Genomic DNA, 18,793 nt, shown 5'->3' with positions numbered 1-18,793 from the left:
GTGAAGTCGGGTTTTTTTGTTTATAAAAAAGGTCCTTGCTATAAACATGCAAATCACCAAAATTCTCAACAATAATGTTGTGGTGGTTATTGATGATCAACAGCGGGAAAAAGTCGTCATGGGGCGCGGAATTGGCTTTCAAAAACGCCCTGGCGAAAGAATTAACTCAAGTGGAATAGAAAAAGAGTATGCCTTGAGCAGTCACGAACTGAACGGGCGATTAAGCGAACTCTTAAGTCATATGCCTATTGAGGTGATGGCAACCTGTGATCGTATTATCTCTCTGGCGCAGGAGCGCCTTGGAAAGTTACAGGACAGTATTTATATCTCGCTAACTGATCATTGCCAGTTTGCGATTAAACGCTTTCAGCAAAACGTGTTACTGCCCAACCCGCTGCTGTGGGATATCCAGCGGCTTTACCCGAAAGAGTTCCAGCTAGGGGAAGAAGCATTAACCATTATTGATAAACGGTTGGGCGTGCAGTTACCGAAAGATGAAGTGGGCTTTATTGCCATGCATCTGGTCAGTGCCCAAATGAGCGGGAATATGGAGGATGTTGCAGGTGTCACGCAATTAATGCGAGAAATACTGCAATTAATAAAATTTCAGTTCAGCCTTAATTACCAGGAAGAAAGCTTGAGTTATCAGCGACTGGTTACGCATCTGAAATTTTTATCCTGGCGTATTCTTGAACATGCATCGATTAACGATAGTGATGAATCATTACAGCAAGCAGTAAAACAAAATTATCCACAGGCATGGCAATGTGCGGAACGGATCGCCATTTTTATTGGTTTGCAGTATCAACGTAAAATCTCACCTGCAGAGATTATGTTTTTAGCCATAAATATAGAGCGCGTGCGCAAAGAACACTGAAACATTATTACTGAGTAAAGGATTGTTACCGCACTAAGCGGGCAAAACCTGAAAAAAATTGCTTGATTCACGTCAGGCCGTTTTTTTCAGGTTTTTTTTTTGGAGTTTTGCCGCAAAGCGGTAGAGGGAAAGTTATGACGGAGTTAGCCAGAACAATAGTCGCAGGAGTCGGGGGCGCAGATAACATTGTGAGTCTGATGCATTGCGCAACGCGATTACGTTTTAAGTTAAAGGATGAAAGCAAAGCGCAAGCTGAGGTACTGAAAAAGACCCCCGGTATTATTATGGTGGTGGAAAGCGGTGGCCAGTTTCAGGTTGTCATAGGTAACCATGTGGCCGATGTCTTCCAGGCGGTTAACAGCGTGGCAGGCCTTGGCGAAAAAGCGCAGCAGGCACCGGAAAATGATGATAAAGGTAATCTGTTAAACCGCTTTGTTTATGTTATTTCAGGTATTTTTACGCCTCTGATCGGTTTGATGGCGGCAACCGGGATCCTGAAAGGTATGCTGGCTCTGGCGCTCACTTTTCAGTGGATGACCGAACAAAGTGGTACTTATTTAATTTTATTCAGTGCCAGTGATGCCTTGTTTTGGTTCTTCCCGATAATCCTGGGATACACCGCAGGGAAACGCTTCGGCGGTAATCCATTTACTGCCATGGTGATTGGTGGAGCGTTAGTGCATCCATTAATTCTGACTGCCTTCGAGAATGGGCAAAAAGCGGATGCGCTGGGGCTGGATTTCCTGGGTATTCCGGTCACATTGTTGAATTACTCGTCATCGGTTATTCCCATTATTTTTTCTGCCTGGTTGTGCAGCATTCTGGAACGCCGACTTAATGCGTGGTTACCGTCGGCAATCAAAAATTTCTTCACACCCTTGCTATGTCTGATGGTTATCACGCCCGTCACCTTTTTGCTGGTGGGGCCGCTATCAACCTGGATAAGCGAACTGATTGCCGCCGGTTATCTCTGGCTTTATCAGGCGGTTCCTGCATTTGCGGGTGCGGTAATGGGCGGCTTCTGGCAAATCTTTGTGATGTTCGGTCTGCATTGGGGTTTGATACCTTTAATTATCAATAACTTCACCGTGCTGGGCTACGACACCATGATCCCGCTGTTAATGCCTGCCATTATGGCGCAGGTCGGGGCGGCGCTCGGCGTCTTCCTCTGCGAACGCGATGCGCAGAAAAAAGTGGTGGCGGGATCAGCGGCGTTGACGGGTCTGTTTGGTATCACCGAACCAGCGGTATATGGCGTCAACCTGCCACGTAAGTATCCCTTCTTTATCGCCTGCATCAGTGGAGCATTAGGGGCCACCATCATTGGCTACGCGCAAACGAAAGTCTACTCCTTTGGTTTGCCAAGTATTTTCACCTTCATGCAAACCATCCCATCAACGGGGATTGATTTCACTGTCTGGGCCAGTGTTATTGGCGGTGTCGTTGCCATCGGTTGCGCATTTGTCGGTACGGTGATGCTTCATTTCATCACTGCTAAACGTCAGCCAGCGCAAGTAGCCCCGGAAGAGAAAGCACCAGAGGTTATTACACCTGAGCAGGGCGGTATCTGTTCACCGATGACGGGAGAGATTGTGCCGCTCATTCACGTCGCTGATACCACGTTTGCCAGCGGCCTGTTGGGTAAAGGTATTGCCATTCTGCCCTCTGTTGGTGAAGTACGTTCTCCAGTTACGGGTCGAATTGCTTCGTTGTTCGCCACATTACACGCTATCGGCATTGAGTCAGATGATGGCGTGGAGATCCTGATTCATGTCGGTATCGATACCGTAAAACTGGACGGCAAATTCTTTTCCGCTCACGTCAACGTGGGTGACAAGGTCAATACAGGCGATCGGCTGATTTCTTTTGATATCCCTGCTATTCGCGAGGCCGGATTTGATCTGACGACGCCGGTATTAATCAGTAATAGCGATGATTTTACGGACGTATTACCTCACGGCACGGCGCAGATAAGCGCTGGTGAGCCGCTGTTATCCATCATTCGCTAACGATAAAAGGAGTTAATTATGAAAGCATTTCCAGAAACATTTCTTTGGGGTGGCGCAACAGCTGCTAATCAGGTGGAAGGCGCCTGGCAGGAAGATGGCAAAGGGATCACGACCTCAGATTTACAGCCTCATGGCGTAATGGGAAAAATGGAACCGCGCATCCTGGGGAAAGAAAATATCAAAGATGTCGCCATCGATTTTTATCACCGTTACCCGGAAGATATCGCGTTATTTGCCGAGATGGGCTTCACCTGTCTGCGTATTTCCATTGCCTGGGCGCGAATTTTTCCTCAGGGCGACGAAGCCGAACCGAATGAAGTGGGGTTAGCGTTTTACGATCGGCTGTTTGATGAAATGGCGCAGGCGGGGATCAAACCGCTGGTAACGTTATCCCATTACGAAATGCCATATGGACTGGTGAAAAACTACGGCGGTTGGGCTAATCGGGCGGTCATCGATCACTTCGAGCATTACGCCCGCACGGTCTTTACCCGCTACCAACATAAAGTGGCGTTATGGCTGACGTTTAATGAAATCAACATGTCGTTACACACGCCATTCACGGGCGTGGGGCTGGCAGAAGAGAGTGGCGAGGTGGAAGTTTATCAGGCGATCCACCATCAACTGGTTGCCAGTGCGCGGGCAGTTAAAGCCTGTCATAGCCTGATCCCCGAAGCGAAAATCGGCAATATGCTTCTCGGTGGGCTGGTTTACCCCCTCACCTGCCAGCCACAGGATATGTTGCAGGCCATGGAAGAGAACCGGCGCTGGATGTTCTTTGGTGATGTTCAGGCGCGTGGTCAGTATCCCGGCTATATGCAGCGTTTCTTCCGCGACCACAATATCACCATTGAGATGACTGAAAGTGACGCAGAAGATTTAAAACATACCGTAGATTTCATCTCTTTTAGTTATTACATGACCGGTTGTGTTTCCCACGACGAAAGCATTAATAAAAATGCGCAGGGCAACATACTGAATATGATCCCCAATCCACATCTGAAAAGTTCAGAGTGGGGGTGGCAAATTGATCCGGTTGGATTACGGGTTCTGTTAAATACGCTTTGGGATCGTTATCAAAAACCGTTATTTATTGTCGAGAACGGATTAGGCGCAAAAGACAGTGTTGAAGCGGATGGTTCGATACAGGACGATTATCGAATTGCCTATTTAAACGATCACCTGGTACAGGTAAATGAAGCGATTGCCGATGGTGTGGATATTATGGGGTACACCAGTTGGGGGCCAATTGATTTAGTCAGTGCATCTTATTCACAAATGTCTAAGCGCTACGGCTTTATTTATGTGGATCGTGATGATAATGGCGAAGGAAGCCTCACAAGAACGCGCAAGAAAAGCTTCGGATGGTATGCAGAAGTGATCAAAACGCAGGGGCTGTCATTAAAAAAATAACCAATAAAGCACCTTAATTATCGTCGCATTCAGAACAGTCTGGATGCGATGCGTTAATTCTTTCTTGCACCATAAAGGGATATTATGTTTAGACGAAATCTTATTACTTCTGCCATTTTATTAATGGCACCGTTAGCCTTTTCCGCACAATCATTAGCTGAATCATTAACGGTGGAACAACGCCTTGAGTTATTAGAAAAGGCGTTAAGAGAAACGCAAAGCGAACTCAAAAAATATAAAGATGAAGAGAAGAAAAAGTATACGCCAGCGACGGTGAATCGTAGCGTAAGTTCGAATGAGCAAGGGTATGCCGCCAATCCGTTCCCAACCAGTAGTGCCACAAAACCTGATGCTGTACTGGTCAAAAATGAAGAGAAAAATGCCAGTGAGACAGGCTCGATTTATTCTTCCATGACTCTGAAAGATTTCAGTAAGTATGTGAAAGATGAAATTGGCTTTAGTTACAACGGCTACTATCGTTCTGGTTGGGGTACAGCCTCTCATGGTTCACCTAAATCATGGGCGATTGGTTCTCTGGGCCGTTTTGGTAACGAATACTCCGGCTGGTTTGATTTGCAGTTAAAACAACGTGTCTACAACGAAAACGGCAAACGGGTTGATGCCATCGTGATGATGGATGGTAACGTTGGTCAGCAGTACTCTACTGGCTGGTTTGGCGATAACGCCGGTGGCGAGAACTTTATGCAGTTCTCTGATATGTACGTTACCACCAAAGGTTTCCTGCCCTTTGCGCCAGAGGCTGATTTCTGGGTGGGTAAACACGGTGCGCCGAAAATTGAAATCCAGATGCTTGACTGGAAAACGCAGCGTACCGATGCTGCCGCAGGTGTAGGTCTGGAAAACTGGAAAGTCGGTCCGGGTAAAATTGATATCGCGCTGGTTCGCGAAGATGTCGACGATTACGATCGCAGCCTGCAAAACAAACAGCAGATTAATACCAATACCATTGATTTACGTTATAAAGATATCCCGTTATGGGATAAAGCCACCTTAATGGTGAGTGGTCGTTATGTCACGGCAAACGAAAGCGCATCGGAAAAAGATAATCAGGATAATAACGGGTATTATGACTGGAAAGATACCTGGATGTTTGGCACATCTTTAACGCAGAAATTTGATAAAGGTGGCTTCAACGAATTCTCCTTCCTGGTCGCGAATAACTCTATCGCCAGTAACTTTGGTCGTTATGCTGGCGCAAGTCCATTTACTACATTTAATGGTCGTTATTATGGTGATCACACCGGCGGAACAGCAGTTCGTATGACTTCGCAGGGCGAAGCCTATATCGGCGATCATTTTATTGTAGCTAACGCGATTGTTTACTCCTTCGGTAACGATATTTATAGCTACGAAACAGGCGCACACTCTGATTTTGAATCTATTCGTGCGGTTGTTCGCCCGGCCTATATTTGGGACCAATATAACCAGACAGGTGTTGAACTGGGTTATTTCACCCAGCAAAACAAAGATGCGAATAGTAATAAATATAATGAGTCTGGCTATAAAACCACGCTCTTCCATACCTTTAAAGTCAATACCAGTATGTTGACCTCGCGCCCGGAAATTCGTTTCTACGCTACGTATATCAAAGCCCTGGAAAACGAACTGGATGGTTTCACCTTTGAAGACAATAAAGACGACCAGTTTGCTGTCGGTGCTCAGGCTGAAATCTGGTGGTAATGGAACTTAATGAAAGGAATATTACAATGAATATAAAAATTGCTGCTTTAACACTGGCTATTGCCAGCGGTATTTCTGCTCAGTGGGCCATAGCAGCGGATATGCCAGCCAGCCCGGCACCCACTATTCCGGTTAAACAGTATGTTACTCAGGTCAATACCGATAACAGCGTGACCTTTCGCTACTTTGCCCCAGGGGCAAAAAATGTCTCCGTAGTGGTCGGTGTTCCGGTTCCGGATAATATTCATCCGATGACTAAAGACGAAGCGGGAGTCTGGTCGTGGCGCACGCCTGTCATGAAAGGCAACCTGTACGAGTATTTTTTCAATGTTGATGGTGTACGCAGCATTGATACAGGTACATCAATGACTAAACCTCAGCGTCAGGTTAACTCCAGTATGATTCTGGTACCAGGCAGTTATCTGGATACGCGTTCTGTTGCGCATGGTGATTTGATCGCCATAACTTACCACTCCAGCGCATTGCAATCCGAACGTCAGATGTATGTCTGGACCCCGCCAGGATATACCGGCATGGGCGAGCCTTTGCCAGTGCTCTATTTCTATCATGGCTTTGGTGATACCGGACGTTCTGCTATCGATCAGGGGCGTCTCCCGCAAATCATGGATAACCTGCTGGCTGAAGGGAAAATTAAACCGATGCTGGTGGTGATCCCGGATACCGAAACCGATGCGAAGGGCATTATTCCCGAAGAGTTCGTGCCTCAGGAAAGACGTAAAGTCTTTTATCCGCTGAATGCCAAAGCGGCAGATCGCGAACTGATGAACGATATTATCCCGCTGATTAGCAAGCGTTTTAATGTCCGTAAAGACGCCGAAGGTCGTGCACTGGCAGGGCTTTCACAAGGTGGGTATCAGGCGCTGGTATCGGGGATGAATCATCTGGAAAGCTTTGGCTGGCTGGCGACTTTCAGTGGTGTTACCACGACAACCGTACCGGATGAAGGGGTCGCGGCCCGGCTGAACGATCCGGCAGCTATCAACCAGCAACTACGTAATTTTACTGTGGTTGTGGGGGATAAAGATGTTGTAACCGGCAAGGATATCGCCGGGCTGAAAACAGAGCTTGAGCAGAAAAAAATTAAGTTTGATTACCAGGAATATCCCGGCCTGAACCATGAAATGGATGTCTGGCGGCCTGCCTATGCAGCCTTCGTACAGAAACTATTTAAATAAGATAAGGCATTAAGATGAAATTAATCATCACTGAAGATTACCAGGAAATGAGCCGTGTCGCGGCACACCATCTGCTTGGTTATATGTCGAAGACGCGTCGTGTTAACCTGGCAATTACCGCCGGGAGCACGCCCAAAGGCATGTACGAATATCTCACCACTCTGGTAAAAGGTAAGCCCTGGTACGATAACTGCTATTTCTACAATTTCGATGAAATTCCCTTTCGCGGCAAAGAGGGAGAAGGCGTAACGATCACCAATCTGCGTAATCTGTTTTTCACCCCTGCGGGGATCAAAGAAGAGAATATCCAGAAACTCAGTATTGATAACTACAGCGAGCATGATCAGAAACTGGCGCGTGAAGGCGGCCTGGATTTGGTGGTGCTGGGATTAGGTGCAGATGGTCATTTTTGTGGCAATTTGCCAAATACGACCCATTTCCATGAGCAAACCGTGGAGTTCCCGATCCAGGGAGAGATGGTGGATATTGTGGCGCATGGGGAGTTGGGCGGTGACTTTTCGTTAGTGCCTGACAGCTACGTGACGATGGGGCCGAAAAGCATCATGGCAGCGAAAAACTTGCTGATAATTGTCAGTGGCGCGGGTAAAGCGCAGGCACTGAGAAATGTTCTGCAAGGTCCGGTTACCGAAGATGTTCCAGCTTCCGTGTTGCAGTTGCACCCTTCGCTGATGGTTATCGCTGATAAAGCCGCTACCGCAGAATTAGCTTAAAATATAAGGCCGGATGTGTGAATTACGCTCCGGCCTGTTTTTTTTATTTAAATAACTACGAAAAATCCCCCCACAGTCTCAGCTTGCCGCAGTGGAGACAGCGGAAGAGATAACCCTGACAATAACCACCGTTTTTCAGGCATTCTTGCTGGTGTTCGTAACGTATGAATGAATCACAGTCATCTTCAAGATGTGCAAATTCATCGAGACGATCTTTTATTTCATCCCAGCCGACGTAACCAACAAAAGCGCAGAGTTCCCCACAATGCGTGAGCCAATGCTCCTGTTGCCACCCGCAATAGCCAGGTGTCCGGGTCAGCAATTCTTCAAGGGCATCATTCGAGAGAGAATGCGTTGTGGCGGTTCCATCATTGTCGTAATAAGTTGTCCCGACGCCCTCAATGGAGGCTTTATCCTGAAAACTACCTGCAAACTTTTTAGCCGCAGAACCATCCGCAATACACCACGGACAGAGATATTCAATATCATCAACGCTGAAAAATGGACCCGTGTAATAGACCGATGTCGGCTGTTCACAGCAGTCGCACTCTACGATTTTATCCTGCTCAAATGCGCCTGTTTCCAGTGGCTTGGGATGATATTTGAATAGGGGTAACGGCCTGATATTTTGAGTCATAGAAGCATCCTGTCTGCTTTTGAGTAGCCCAAAGATAAAGCATCCTGCTTAGCTTAAAGAGTCTGTTTCAGGACATGAAATATCCAATCCGGGTAGACGGGTAATGATTCTGCTCATCACTACGCCTGCCAGCAATGCAGGGATGATGCGGAAAACGAGACTGTCACCAGAAAGAATGTTTTCAAACAACGCTGAGGAAGCCATGCCCTTAATATGTACGATAACAGCGCAATAGATCTCGGTGATAACGACTCCACCTATGCCACCAGCCAGACAACGATAACGTTTCTGTGACCCGATCTTTTCCGGTAGACAGGCGACCATTACGCCGGTTAACAACGCAGGAATAGCTCCCGTAGTTATCGACAATAAGAGAAACAATGGAAGTACCTGTATTATTACCAAAAGAATCAGCGGTTCTTTTGCGAAGAATATGTAGAGGACAAGAAACAGAACACCAATTAACGGTCCTAAAACCGCAAAATACAGTCCGTGAAGTATTACCCGACGTGAAACAGACATCTCAAACTCCCTTTACTTACCTTTGCGCGTCAATTTAAGTGGGGTAAGTGAAGGGAGTGTGAAGAACTATGCCGTAATATCCCAACCTCGCGCTTTCCACAGTTCCGGTAACTGCGAAAGATGGGTAAAGGTGGTGACTTTCGGGTGAACGATCGGTTTATTGTGCTGATCGGCGCAGAAGTAAAACACTTCCATACCTGCATCGATACCAGATTGTGCACCGGCAACTGAGTCATCAACCAGAATGCAGTTTTCTACATTTACATTCATCGCTTTTGCTGCATGGAACATTAACGCCGGGTCAGGCTTCCAGCGCTGAATGTCATAGCCGCTGAACAGTTTTTCCGGGAAGTAGTGCAACATATTCAGCTTGCCCAGAGAATGCTGCATTTTGTTATTTGGGCCGTTAGATACCACACACATTGGCGCAGTGATCGCTGACAGGAGTGCTCCGGCCCCTTCGATGGCTTCCAGTTCTGAATCGAACAGTCGAGCGACTTCTGCACGGTAAACATGTTCAGCTTCTGTTTTCGCTAACGTAACACCATGTTCAAGGGAAACAATATCGATAATTTCGTACAGTTTTACACCTTTGAAACGTTTGAATACCTCTTCAGGATCGAGCGTAATACCAAATTCCTGAAACATCGTCACATATGCGCGGGAGCAAATGACTTCACTGTCGGCCAGCGTACCGTCGCAGTCGAAAAATACCGCTTCTATCCGGGACATGCCTTTCCTTTTCAACCAGTTTAACGTTTTCGTAGAGCAGATTTGCGCAACGCAATCGTTGCCGTATAAGTAAATTCAATAAAAAAAGTTTCTCACAAACGCGCCTATTGTCGCATTTTGGTATACGATAGCGACGGATTTTCCCTCCTTGTTCGGAAATAGATAATGAGTCATCAACATACCACCCAGACTTCTGGTCAGGGGATGCTGGAACGCGTTTTTAAACTGCGCGAACATGGTACTACGGCACGAACTGAAGTGATTGCCGGGTTCACCACCTTCCTGACGATGGTCTACATCGTATTTGTTAACCCACAAATTCTGGGCGTTGCTGGCATGGACACCAGTGCCGTCTTCGTAACAACCTGTCTGATTGCCGCTTTCGGTAGCATTATGATGGGATTGTTTGCAAACCTTCCGGTGGCGCTGGCTCCTGCGATGGGACTTAACGCCTTTTTCGCTTTTGTGGTTGTCCAGGCGATGGGGCTGCCGTGGCAGATCGGTATGGGCGCAATCTTCTGGGGCGCTGTCGGACTGCTTCTTTTGACCATTTTCCGCGTTCGTTACTGGATGATTGCTAACATTCCGGTAAGTCTGCGTGTGGGTATTACCAGCGGTATTGGTCTGTTTATCGGCATGATGGGGCTGAAAAATGCAGGTGTCATCGTCGCTAACCCGGAAACATTAGTCAGCATCGGTAATCTGACTTCTCACAGCGTGCTGCTGGGAATGCTGGGCTTCTTCATTATTGCCATTCTGGCGTCACGCAATATTCACGCGGCGGTTCTGGTTTCCATTGTGGTTACCACACTGCTTGGCTGGATGCTGGGTGATGTGCACTATAGTGGCATTGTTTCCGCACCGCCGAGTGTGACAAGTGTTGTCGGTCAGGTGGATTTGGCAGGTTCTTTTAACCTTGGGCTGGCTGGCGTCATTTTCTCCTTTATGCTGGTCAACCTGTTTGACTCCTCCGGTACGCTGATTGGTGTGACCGATAAAGCCGGGCTGGCGGATGAGAAAGGTAAATTCCCGCGCATGAAGCAGGCACTGTATGTCGACAGTATCTCTTCTGTTACCGGTTCGTTTATCGGTACTTCTTCGGTTACAGCGTATATTGAGTCCTCTTCCGGTGTATCGGTTGGCGGTCGTACCGGACTGACGGCAGTGGTTGTTGGCCTTCTGTTCCTGCTGGTTATCTTCCTGTCGCCGCTGGCGGAAATGGTGCCGGGATATGCCGCAGCTGGCGCGCTGATTTACGTTGGCGTGTTGATGACCTCAAGTCTTGCTCGCGTGAATTGGCAGGATCTTACTGAATCCGTTCCGGCGTTTATTACCGCGGTGATGATGCCGTTCAGCTTCTCGATTACTGAAGGTATTGCGCTGGGCTTTATCTCTTACTGCGTGATGAAGATTGGCACCGGACGTCTGCGTGATCTCAGTCCATGTGTGATTGTGGTTGCATTACTGTTTTTACTGAAAATAGTATTTATTGACGGCCACTAAGAATAACGAAATGGGCGGTCAAATCGCCCATTAACGTATAGAAACATGGACGAAATATTTATTCATCTCCCCAAATATTTAATTCGTTATGAAACAGGCCAGGCTATCGATTCCCTGGCTCAGCGTTTCAGCCTGCCTAATGACCCTTCCATGCAAGATTGGCCAATCGAGGTTGCGGATAAACAGCGGTTGGATGAGTTTTTATCGGCTTATAGTGAATGTAACGATGATGAATGCTTTGCGTTAATGATAATACTTCTTGAATGCATAGATAGCTTTGGTGAGCAGTACTATAAGCATCCTTCCTGGTCAGTAATCTATGACTTACTGGATACACATATCACCAGACATATCTATACAGTGTGGTATTGGTCATGTACTGACTATGAGGATGAAGAGCTGGAAGATGCTTTTTACATCACATCGGATATGCGTGCTTTACTAAAAAAACACGCATATTTACTACGCTGATAATCCTCAGATTTTCACCCGCTGAATAAACTCACCAAACGCAGTTAACTGACCCGTCAGATGATCCCGCGTTCCCTGATCCACCACTTCTCCTGTCTGCGGATCGACTTTGTTTTGAATCACGCCGCCCATAAATTCCGGTTTGTTCATTACCATCGCATCAAGGAAGACCAGAATCTGGCGCAGATGATACTGACAGCGCGCGCCGCCAATCACACCCATTGAGCTGGTTTGAATCAGTACCGGTTTGCCCGCCAGTGGTTGATCCGGCAGACGTGAAAGCCAGTCGATGGCGTTTTTCAATCCGCCGGGTACTGAGTAGTTATATTCAGGTGTGACGATCACCACGCCATCGGCATTGCGAATTTGCTCCGCCATTGCTTCTATTGTTGCCGGAAAACCCACTTCCTGCTGTTGGTCGGCATCATACAATGGGATATCAGCAATCGATGGCAGTGGCGTAATATTCATACCTGCGGGGGCGACTTTCGGGAGTGTACGAGCAACCATGCCATTAAACGAACCTTTACGCAGGCTCCCCAGTAACGTAACAACATTCAGTGTTTCAGACATAATGTCTCCATCAGTTAAGCGAGTATGACTTCACTGCAGTCATCTGACTAAACCGCATCAGACAGCCAGATGGGTCATTAGCGCGAGTCGGAATATCGGGCAGACTTCTCCACCCTTGCTTACCTTCAAACTGCCAAACATTAAGTTTTTCTATTGCAGGCGTGACTGCAACCGACCACACCAGAATATCTTCAGCATCACAAACCGCTTCAATATTCTCTACATGAGCGCATTTCAGGCGGCCCGCACTGGGTAATAACTGAAGCGTTTGCGGATCATCATTCTGCACATCCCCCGTCAACTTCAGTATGCTTTGCCGCAAAGTAATCAGTTGCGCACGGGCCTCGTTGGGATCGTTCTGTTTACTGATCCACAGCGTTTCATTACGGGTAAATGTTGTGTTTTCCGCTAATTGCGAGCTATGAAAACCGCTGGTGGCACGCTGTAATTCCATATCCAGCCCACACTCGCCTTCTGTGGTGAGTGCTACACCCACCATATTTCCCGCATAAGCAATGGAAAATACGGGGAGATTTTTGTCACGAAAAGCGGGTTTTCCCTTCGCCTGAGTCACTATTTCAGGTAGTTCGCTGATGCCATACAGCATAAACATTAATTCGGCAAGCAAGCCTCGAGATGCCAGAAACCGGGTTTGCCGATGGGCGGGAAGATTTTGTGCTTCGAGATGACATCGGGAAGGCAGACGGACAGAAATGAGATGCCCCTCCGTAAGAATCCCTCTGGCAAAATGTGTCGCCATGATTCGCTCCGTGCTTAATTGTCCGTTATTAATTCGTGAGTAACATTTACCTGACTTATGGACAGGTTAAATGATACGTAAGTTCACTGTAAACAGCGTTAATCCGCCGATCTCTACTGCTCTTTATCTTCTGTTGGCTGTTTTTCCTCAAAAAAGAGGGGCATAGAGCGCTTTTATTGTTTTGCGCAACCAGAGAATTTTTGAGTTGTGGCTGTTGCGTTTGTGCCAAAGCAACGTGAAGGGGACTTTAAGTTTTTCCAGCTGCGCAATAGCGAAAGGTAGCGGAAGGGCAACTAATGGCAATTGATGCTGTTCAATATAGTGCTGGCAATAGCGGGGAGCAGTTGCGATCAGCCGCTGTTCCGGTTGTGCAGCCATAAATAAGGATGCTTCAAAGCCCGGTAAACTCAACGCAATGGTGCGTTCGCGCCCCAATTCATGAAGGACATCGTCCAGCGCCCAGGTGTCACTCTGTTCCCAGCAAATGCTGATATGTGGATAACGTAGAAAGGTTTCCAGATCCCACTCTTCGCGCAATGCCGGATGATCTTCTCGCAACCAGACACAAGGCAAGTCAGTAAATAACACTTCATAGTCAATAGATAACGGCAACTGGCTGAGCAGTTCCCGCGAGCGAGGATGACTTTCGCGTCCGGTAAAGCCGATATCTACTTCGCCACGGGTAATCGCATCCAGTGAATCGTAATCCCAGTTGCGCAATTTGATCGTCGCCTGGGGGTAACGCTGGTAGATCTGCTTAGCCAGCGTATTGAACATAATCATCATCAGCGGCGATTCCGCCGCCAGTTCAAACTTAAGACCGCGCGGCGTTTCGTGGTGTGGTTTATCCAGCAGCAAATTGCTCATTTGCATCCACTCCGCCAGATTTTGCTCCATGCTGACCATTAGCGGTGTGGGTGACAGGCCCAGCGGTGAGTTCACAAAGAGCGGGTCGTCAAACCACGCTCTTAACTTTGCCAGCGACTTACTCACCGCCGAAGGGGTCACGTTCATCCGCTTCGCCGCTTTAGTCACGCTGCGTTCCTGCATCAGCAGTTGCAGGCAGAGCAGCAAATTGAGATCAAGCGTGGTGATGGATTTCTTCATGAGCGGCAACGGGGCGTCCAGGCGTGACGAACATAATCAGCAACAGGCTCACTATGCTACAGGCAATCAGAATCCCGATCAGCATATTCCATGCGCCGATACCAACCACCGCCGCCAGCCAAATCCACAGTGACGATCCGCAAACCTGTGCAATACCTAAGGTCGAGCTGGCAACACCCGCACGTAATGAAAACGGCCCTAACGCCTGACTCATCGCCACGCCAAAACCTATCGAGAACCCAGCGCAAATCAGCGTGATACCAAACAAAGAGATCGCATGGGAAGGCGAAACGGCAAGAGTGATACCCGCCGCCAGAAATAACACCTGTGAGGTGATCATCAACGTACGTGGCTTAAAGATCCCCAGTGCAAATGGCGTGGAGAATGAAACGGTCATGCTGACACCTGCGGTCAACGCCATTATGGTGGCGTATTCTCCGCGCTCAAAGCCCATGATTTCCATCAGCAATACCGGCGACGTATTCACGAAGGTGAGGATCACCGAAACGCTGAGGGTGGTGATAACAACACGGCTGAGGAAAAACCGGTTAAGCAGCGACTCCCTATTCTCTCGTGGTTTGTCCGAAGCGGCGGGGGCGGCAGGGCGCGTTTCTTTTAAAATAAACAAAGACAACATCAGTACTGCGACGCCCATTATTGCCATCGCCCAGAACAGACTTTGCCACGGGAATTTAAGCATAATCAGGTGTCCGAGTACCGGGGCTAACACCGGAATGATGCAGGTAATGCCGTTGAGTAATGACAGCACTTTTGCCCGACGTCGATCGTTCAGTGTGTCACGTAAAATGGCGAACGCCACCACGTAACAACAGCCTGCGCCCAACCCCTGTAGAAATCGTCCTGCAAGAAATAACGTGCTGGTTTCAGCCAGTGAACAGAACACCGAGGCGATAATAAATAGCGCCGCGCCAGGTATGGCGACAGGCTTTCTCCCTGAACAATCGGCCACTTTACCGGCAAATAACATCGCTGCTGCCATACCTGCCAGATAAACGGAGAACGCAATATGCAACTGCGCTTCGCTGGCATTGAGATCGGCGGCGATGCGCGGTAAACCAACGAGGTACATATCAATCCCGGCGGGATAAAGTAAAACCAGGGCAAAACTACAAATCAAAAAGCGGGACATGGGCTAAAGCGTCCTGATAGTAAGGTGACGCAAAGCATACGTGGTGAAGCAGAATCAGGCGAGTTGCCATTTGGACATAAGTGATTTCCTGACAGGCAAGAAGCCAGCTATTTCGCTGGCTTCTTGAACGGATTAGCCAAATTTAGGTAACACATTAAAGACGTTACCGAACCAGCATAAAATTACGGTTATACCAAAGAGAATGACAATCGCCGGAATAAGATTGCCGCCCCAGACCGTGAACATCTGATTGGGAAACTTCTTGCGAGCTTTGATTGCCAGCACCGCGGGGATAATGACCGCCCAGATGGTGGCGCATAGTCCGGCACCGCCGATCCCGTAAATAAAGCCGTTCGGGAAGATCAGATACAACAACGCGGGTGGCAGGAAGGTTAACAGCACGGTTTTGAAACGCCCGGCGTGGGAGTTATCAATCTTAAACAGATCCGCCAGATAATCGAACAACCCCAGCGTGACACCAAAGAACGAGCTGGCGACAGCTAAGTTAGAGAACACCAGCAGGCAAAACTCGATAATGCCGTGCTGTTTGGTGCCGAGGAACGATTTCACCAGCGAATCAACGTTGCCGCCTGAGGAGATAATCGCCTTAAAGCTTTCTCGCGGAATGTTCCCCATCGTGCAATAGAGCCAGAAGAGATAAATCACCAGCGCCAACAGCGAACCGAAAACCACGCTTTTGATTAGCTTATCTTTGCGTTTGCCATAGCAAATAATCAGGCTGGGAATATTGCCGTGGAAACCAAATGACGCCAGACACACCGGCAAAGCCATAAAGATATACGGGAAGTAAGACGTTCCCGCAGTGGTGCTGGTGGCATCGCGCAGAATGGAGTAATCGACCTGGAAGAAGAAAGAACCAAACACGATCACAAAGGAGATAATCTTCAGCCCGAGGAACAACGAGGTAATACGGCTGGCGGCTAACGAGCTTATCCACAATACGCTGGCAACGAAAATGGCTGTGCAGATCCCGACAATACGTGGATTAGCGTGATAACCCAAATTCATTGATATCGTTTCACTAATGATCGCACCATTAGCAGAGATATAGGCATAAGTGAGGATATAGAGAACGAAGGCAACGGTAATACCGCTGATAATGTTCCAGGTGTTACCGATTAAATCTTTGGTGATGGTGTTAAAACTGGAGCCGACGGGATAATTTAAATTTGCTTCTAATAACAACAACCCGGAATGAAGCATTGAAAACCAGGCAATGATAAGGATAAAGGCACCCCAGAAAAACCAGGCGCCGGCAAGATCAACAGGTAAAGCAAACATACCTCCACCGATTACTGTACCTGCTATAACCATAACACCCCAAAATGCAGAGTGCTTTTTTTCAGCTTGATCAGTCATGATGCCACCTTTAGAGGAAGGCTATTTTTGTTATTGAAGATGTAGGGAGCTAGAGTGGCTAACATCCTTATAGCCACTCTGAATGTTTTAATTAAACTTCTTTCAGTTTTGCGGTGAAGTGACGCAATACTTTCGGTTCGTAGGTAAAGGTTAAACCTTTAATATTCGCCGCGTTCTCTTTCACATGTTTGAAGGCTTCAATAATGAAGTCCATATGTGTTTGAGTATAGGTTGCGCGCGGAATGGTTAAACGCAGCAGTTCAGCCGGGCACGGCAGTTGTTTACCGGTTTTCGGATCGCGGCCTAACAGGAAAGAGCCAATTTCTACCGCACGGATGCCAGCGACTTTATACAGCTCGCAGGCCAGTGCCTGTGCCGGGAACTGGTCTGCCGGGATATGCGGCAACAGTTTACCTGCATCAACGAATGCCGCGTGACCGCCTGCCTGCTGGCAGACAACGCCAATCTCTTCCAGACCATCGACCAGATACTGTACCTGCGCAATACGATAAGCCAGCCAGTCCAGATTCATGCCGTCATACAGACCTACCGCCAGACGCTCCATCGCGCCGCCTTCCAGGCCGCCATATGTCGGGAAGCCTTCCTGTACCACGCAAAGGGTTCTGCACTCGGTGTACACATCAAACAAGCTGTCGTCTTTCACGCACAGCAGACCGCCCATCGGCACCATCGCATCTTTCTTGGCGGACATCGCCAGCATATCGGCATATTTGTAGGTTTCGCGGGTGATCTGCTCGATGGTCCAGTCTTTGTATTCTGCTTCACGTTGCTTGATGAAATAGGCGTTTTCGGCAAAGCGTGCGGAGTCCATGACCACCGGAATATCGTATTTCTTCGCGATGCTGTACATCGCTTTTAAGTTTGCCAGTGAAACCGGCTGACCACCTGCAGAGTTACTGGTGATGGTTGCAACGATATACGGCACGTTATTCGGGCCAACTTCTTCAATACCGCGTTCTAATCCCTCAAGGTCAAAGTTGCCTTTAAAGTCGTAACGCACGCCCGTATCGAAGGCTTCTTTGATATAGACGTTACGCACGGTACAGCCGTTGATCTGGCTATGGCCCTGCGTGGTATCAAAGAAATAGTTAGAGAACGCCACCATTTTGCTGCGATCCAGGCCCTTTTCCTGCTCGCGTTTTTTAATCAGAACTGGAATATAGATTTGCTCTGCGCCACGGCCCTGGTGAGTCGGAATAGTGTATTGATAACCAAAGATATTTTTCACTGATTCGGCTAACGCATAGTAGCTGCGGCTGCCGCTGTAGGCTTCGTCGCCGCGCATCATCGCGGCCTGCATACTCTGCGTCACCGCCCCGGTGCCGCTGTCAGTCAGTAAATCGATAAACACATCTTCGCTATCCAGCAGGAACGGATTCATACCGGATTTAATAATTGCTTCTTCACGATAAGCGCGAGTGGTACGTTTTACTGGTTCAATAACACGAATGCGGAACGGTTCAGGGAGATGTTTAAAGTTTTCCATTACATAATCCTTCATTTATTTTAATTACAATGATCCCTGTGAATATTACATTTGCAATATCCATTAATTCGCCAGATATATATGCAAGGGCCATCATTTACTAAAACAAGTAAATAAATGAGAGACAGCCTTTGCAAAAGGCAAAATTAAGATATAACAAACTAATCGATCACATTGAATCTAATCGGTTTGGCTCTGGTGATGGCTACAGAAGGGTAAATTAAGGGCGGTGATCGACAATCTTATTGTCGATATTAAACCATTTTGAGGTCACACATATATGTAAGATATTCATAATGCACTTATCCTCGAAAGACACGCCGCTACATTATTACACTCAGAATTTTTGTCTATTCTGAAATTGTTTAAATGTGAATCGAATCACAATCGTTCGGGAAGCAATATTAAATGCTTTTTTTAAAGATTATAAATTACGTAAGAATTTTAATGTTTAAAAAAAGGGTTGAGGCATAACAGGAGTGTTAACAATGAAGCGAAGCCGCATCTGACAGTCAGAATGCGGC

At 47.6% G+C, this 18,793-nt stretch carries 18 protein-coding genes; 8 read left to right on the top strand and 10 right to left on the bottom strand.

Going from position 1 to position 18,793, the window contains the following annotated elements; translation table 11 throughout:
• The first annotated feature begins 40 nt into the window (after window positions 1-40).
• The 6 genes from bglG (at window position 41) to K0335_RS12380 (ending at window position 7,927) form a co-directional block, all read left to right on the top strand.
• Complete coding sequence (gene bglG / locus K0335_RS12405) at window positions 41-877, top strand: transcriptional antiterminator BglG (RefSeq protein ID WP_002433015.1); 837 nt, start codon at window positions 41-43, stop codon at window positions 875-877.
• Window positions 878-1,011: 134 nt separating this feature from the next.
• Window positions 1,012-2,886 (top strand): PTS beta-glucoside transporter subunit IIABC, encoded by a 1,875-nt coding sequence (gene bglF, locus K0335_RS12400; RefSeq protein ID WP_002431839.1) that lies wholly within the window; start codon window positions 1,012-1,014, stop codon window positions 2,884-2,886.
• Between the two features lie 18 nt (window positions 2,887-2,904).
• Window positions 2,905-4,299, top strand: a complete 1,395-nt coding sequence (bglB, locus tag K0335_RS12395) for a 6-phospho-beta-glucosidase BglB (RefSeq protein WP_219393846.1) — start codon at window positions 2,905-2,907, stop codon at window positions 4,297-4,299.
• 84 nt (window positions 4,300-4,383) lie between these two features.
• Entirely contained in the window at window positions 4,384-6,000 is a 1,617-nt protein-coding gene (bglH, locus tag K0335_RS12390) for a carbohydrate-specific porin BglH (RefSeq protein ID WP_104919986.1), read from the top strand.
• A gap of 26 nt (window positions 6,001-6,026) precedes the next feature.
• Entirely contained in the window at window positions 6,027-7,196 is a 1,170-nt protein-coding gene (locus K0335_RS12385; RefSeq protein WP_104919987.1) for an esterase, read from the top strand.
• 14 nt (window positions 7,197-7,210) lie between these two features.
• The gene (locus tag K0335_RS12380; protein ID WP_046082726.1) at window positions 7,211-7,927 is read left to right on the top strand and encodes a glucosamine-6-phosphate deaminase; all 717 of its coding nucleotides are present in this window, start codon (window positions 7,211-7,213) and stop codon (window positions 7,925-7,927) included.
• Window positions 7,928-7,982: 55 nt separating this feature from the next.
• Here K0335_RS12380 and cbrC read toward each other — a convergent pair whose 3' ends face one another.
• The 3 genes from cbrC to yieH all read right to left on the bottom strand — a co-directional run bounded on the left by cbrC (window position 7,983) and on the right by yieH (window position 9,818).
• Window positions 7,983-8,564, bottom strand: a complete 582-nt coding sequence (cbrC, locus tag K0335_RS12375) for a PF03691 family colicin E2 tolerance protein CbrC (protein ID WP_104919988.1) — start codon at window positions 8,562-8,564, stop codon at window positions 7,983-7,985.
• Window positions 8,565-8,612: 48 nt separating this feature from the next.
• A complete protein-coding gene (locus K0335_RS12370; protein ID WP_000116782.1) occupies window positions 8,613-9,086 on the bottom strand; it encodes a hypothetical protein in 474 nt (157 codons plus the stop codon).
• Window positions 9,087-9,152: 66 nt separating this feature from the next.
• A complete protein-coding gene (gene yieH / locus K0335_RS12365; protein ID WP_219393845.1) occupies window positions 9,153-9,818 on the bottom strand; it encodes a 6-phosphogluconate phosphatase in 666 nt (221 codons plus the stop codon).
• A 165-nt stretch (window positions 9,819-9,983) separates the two neighbouring features.
• On the opposite strand from yieH, the gene adeP reads away from it, so the two are divergent.
• Window positions 9,984-11,321, top strand: a complete 1,338-nt coding sequence (gene adeP, locus K0335_RS12360; RefSeq protein ID WP_000019344.1) for an adenine permease AdeP — start codon at window positions 9,984-9,986, stop codon at window positions 11,319-11,321.
• Window positions 11,322-11,366: 45 nt separating this feature from the next.
• Window positions 11,367-11,792 carry a hypothetical protein gene (locus K0335_RS12355; protein ID WP_219393844.1) on the top strand — a complete coding sequence of 142 codons (426 nt, stop codon included), beginning with the start codon at window positions 11,367-11,369 and terminating at the stop codon, window positions 11,790-11,792.
• Between the two features lie 6 nt (window positions 11,793-11,798).
• Here the strand turns inward: K0335_RS12355 and K0335_RS12350 are convergent, their stop codons facing one another.
• From K0335_RS12350 to tnaC, 7 genes are all read right to left on the bottom strand, one after another.
• Window positions 11,799-12,365 (bottom strand): NADPH-dependent FMN reductase, encoded by a 567-nt coding sequence (locus tag K0335_RS12350; RefSeq protein ID WP_000005222.1) that lies wholly within the window; start codon window positions 12,363-12,365, stop codon window positions 11,799-11,801.
• A gap of 10 nt (window positions 12,366-12,375) precedes the next feature.
• Window positions 12,376-13,125, bottom strand: coding sequence for a 4'-phosphopantetheinyl transferase superfamily protein (locus K0335_RS12345; RefSeq protein WP_000190672.1), 750 nt, complete (start codon window positions 13,123-13,125; stop codon window positions 12,376-12,378).
• A gap of 147 nt (window positions 13,126-13,272) precedes the next feature.
• Window positions 13,273-14,232, bottom strand: a complete 960-nt coding sequence (gene yidZ / locus K0335_RS12340) for an HTH-type transcriptional regulator YidZ (protein WP_046081383.1) — start codon at window positions 14,230-14,232, stop codon at window positions 13,273-13,275.
• Complete coding sequence (gene mdtL / locus K0335_RS12335; RefSeq protein WP_104919990.1) at window positions 14,207-15,382, bottom strand: multidrug efflux MFS transporter MdtL; 1,176 nt, start codon at window positions 15,380-15,382, stop codon at window positions 14,207-14,209. Before mdtL ends, yidZ begins: the two co-directional genes overlap by 26 nt.
• 132 nt (window positions 15,383-15,514) lie before the next feature.
• Window positions 15,515-16,762, bottom strand: coding sequence for a low affinity tryptophan permease TnaB (tnaB, locus tag K0335_RS12330; RefSeq protein ID WP_000131908.1), 1,248 nt, complete (start codon window positions 16,760-16,762; stop codon window positions 15,515-15,517).
• Window positions 16,763-16,853: 91 nt separating this feature from the next.
• Window positions 16,854-18,269 (bottom strand): tryptophanase, encoded by a 1,416-nt coding sequence (gene tnaA / locus K0335_RS12325; protein ID WP_015953902.1) that lies wholly within the window; start codon window positions 18,267-18,269, stop codon window positions 16,854-16,856.
• A 220-nt stretch (window positions 18,270-18,489) separates the two neighbouring features.
• A complete protein-coding gene (gene tnaC, locus K0335_RS12320; protein ID WP_001364348.1) occupies window positions 18,490-18,564 on the bottom strand; it encodes a tryptophanase leader peptide in 75 nt (24 codons plus the stop codon).
• Between the last annotated feature and the right edge of the window lie 229 nt (window positions 18,565-18,793).

Origin of the sequence: Escherichia sp. GZ89 (genome assembly GCF_019366485.1) — a bacterium.
Lineage (GTDB): Bacteria > Pseudomonadota > Gammaproteobacteria > Enterobacterales > Enterobacteriaceae > Escherichia > Escherichia fergusonii.
Note: the sequence above shows the minus strand (reverse complement) of the source record. Positions and strands in the feature narration are given on the sequence as shown.

Bases quoted from the DNA above. Each gene is read 5' to 3' on its own strand.
- bglF (WP_002431839.1), top strand. From the start codon at position 1,012: ATGACGGAGTTAGCCAGAACAATAGTCGCAGGAGTCGGGGGCGCAGAT.
- bglB (WP_219393846.1), top strand. From the start codon at position 2,905: ATGAAAGCATTTCCAGAAACATTTCTTTGGGGTGGCGCAACAGCTGCT.
- bglH (WP_104919986.1), top strand. From the start codon at position 4,384: ATGTTTAGACGAAATCTTATTACTTCTGCCATTTTATTAATGGCACCG.
- K0335_RS12385 (WP_104919987.1), top strand. From the start codon at position 6,027: ATGAATATAAAAATTGCTGCTTTAACACTGGCTATTGCCAGCGGTATT.
- K0335_RS12380 (WP_046082726.1), top strand. From the start codon at position 7,211: ATGAAATTAATCATCACTGAAGATTACCAGGAAATGAGCCGTGTCGCG.
- cbrC (WP_104919988.1), bottom strand. From the start codon at position 8,564: ATGACTCAAAATATCAGGCCGTTACCCCTATTCAAATATCATCCCAAG.
- K0335_RS12370 (WP_000116782.1), bottom strand. From the start codon at position 9,086: ATGTCTGTTTCACGTCGGGTAATACTTCACGGACTGTATTTTGCGGTT.
- yieH (WP_219393845.1), bottom strand. From the start codon at position 9,818: ATGTCCCGGATAGAAGCGGTATTTTTCGACTGCGACGGTACGCTGGCC.
- adeP (WP_000019344.1), top strand. From the start codon at position 9,984: ATGAGTCATCAACATACCACCCAGACTTCTGGTCAGGGGATGCTGGAA.
- K0335_RS12355 (WP_219393844.1), top strand. From the start codon at position 11,367: ATGGACGAAATATTTATTCATCTCCCCAAATATTTAATTCGTTATGAA.
- K0335_RS12350 (WP_000005222.1), bottom strand. From the start codon at position 12,365: ATGTCTGAAACACTGAATGTTGTTACGTTACTGGGGAGCCTGCGTAAA.
- K0335_RS12345 (WP_000190672.1), bottom strand. From the start codon at position 13,125: ATGGCGACACATTTTGCCAGAGGGATTCTTACGGAGGGGCATCTCATT.
- yidZ (WP_046081383.1), bottom strand. From the start codon at position 14,232: ATGAAGAAATCCATCACCACGCTTGATCTCAATTTGCTGCTCTGCCTG.
- mdtL (WP_104919990.1), bottom strand. From the start codon at position 15,382: ATGTCCCGCTTTTTGATTTGTAGTTTTGCCCTGGTTTTACTTTATCCC.
- tnaB (WP_000131908.1), bottom strand. From the start codon at position 16,762: ATGACTGATCAAGCTGAAAAAAAGCACTCTGCATTTTGGGGTGTTATG.
- tnaA (WP_015953902.1), bottom strand. From the start codon at position 18,269: ATGGAAAACTTTAAACATCTCCCTGAACCGTTCCGCATTCGTGTTATT.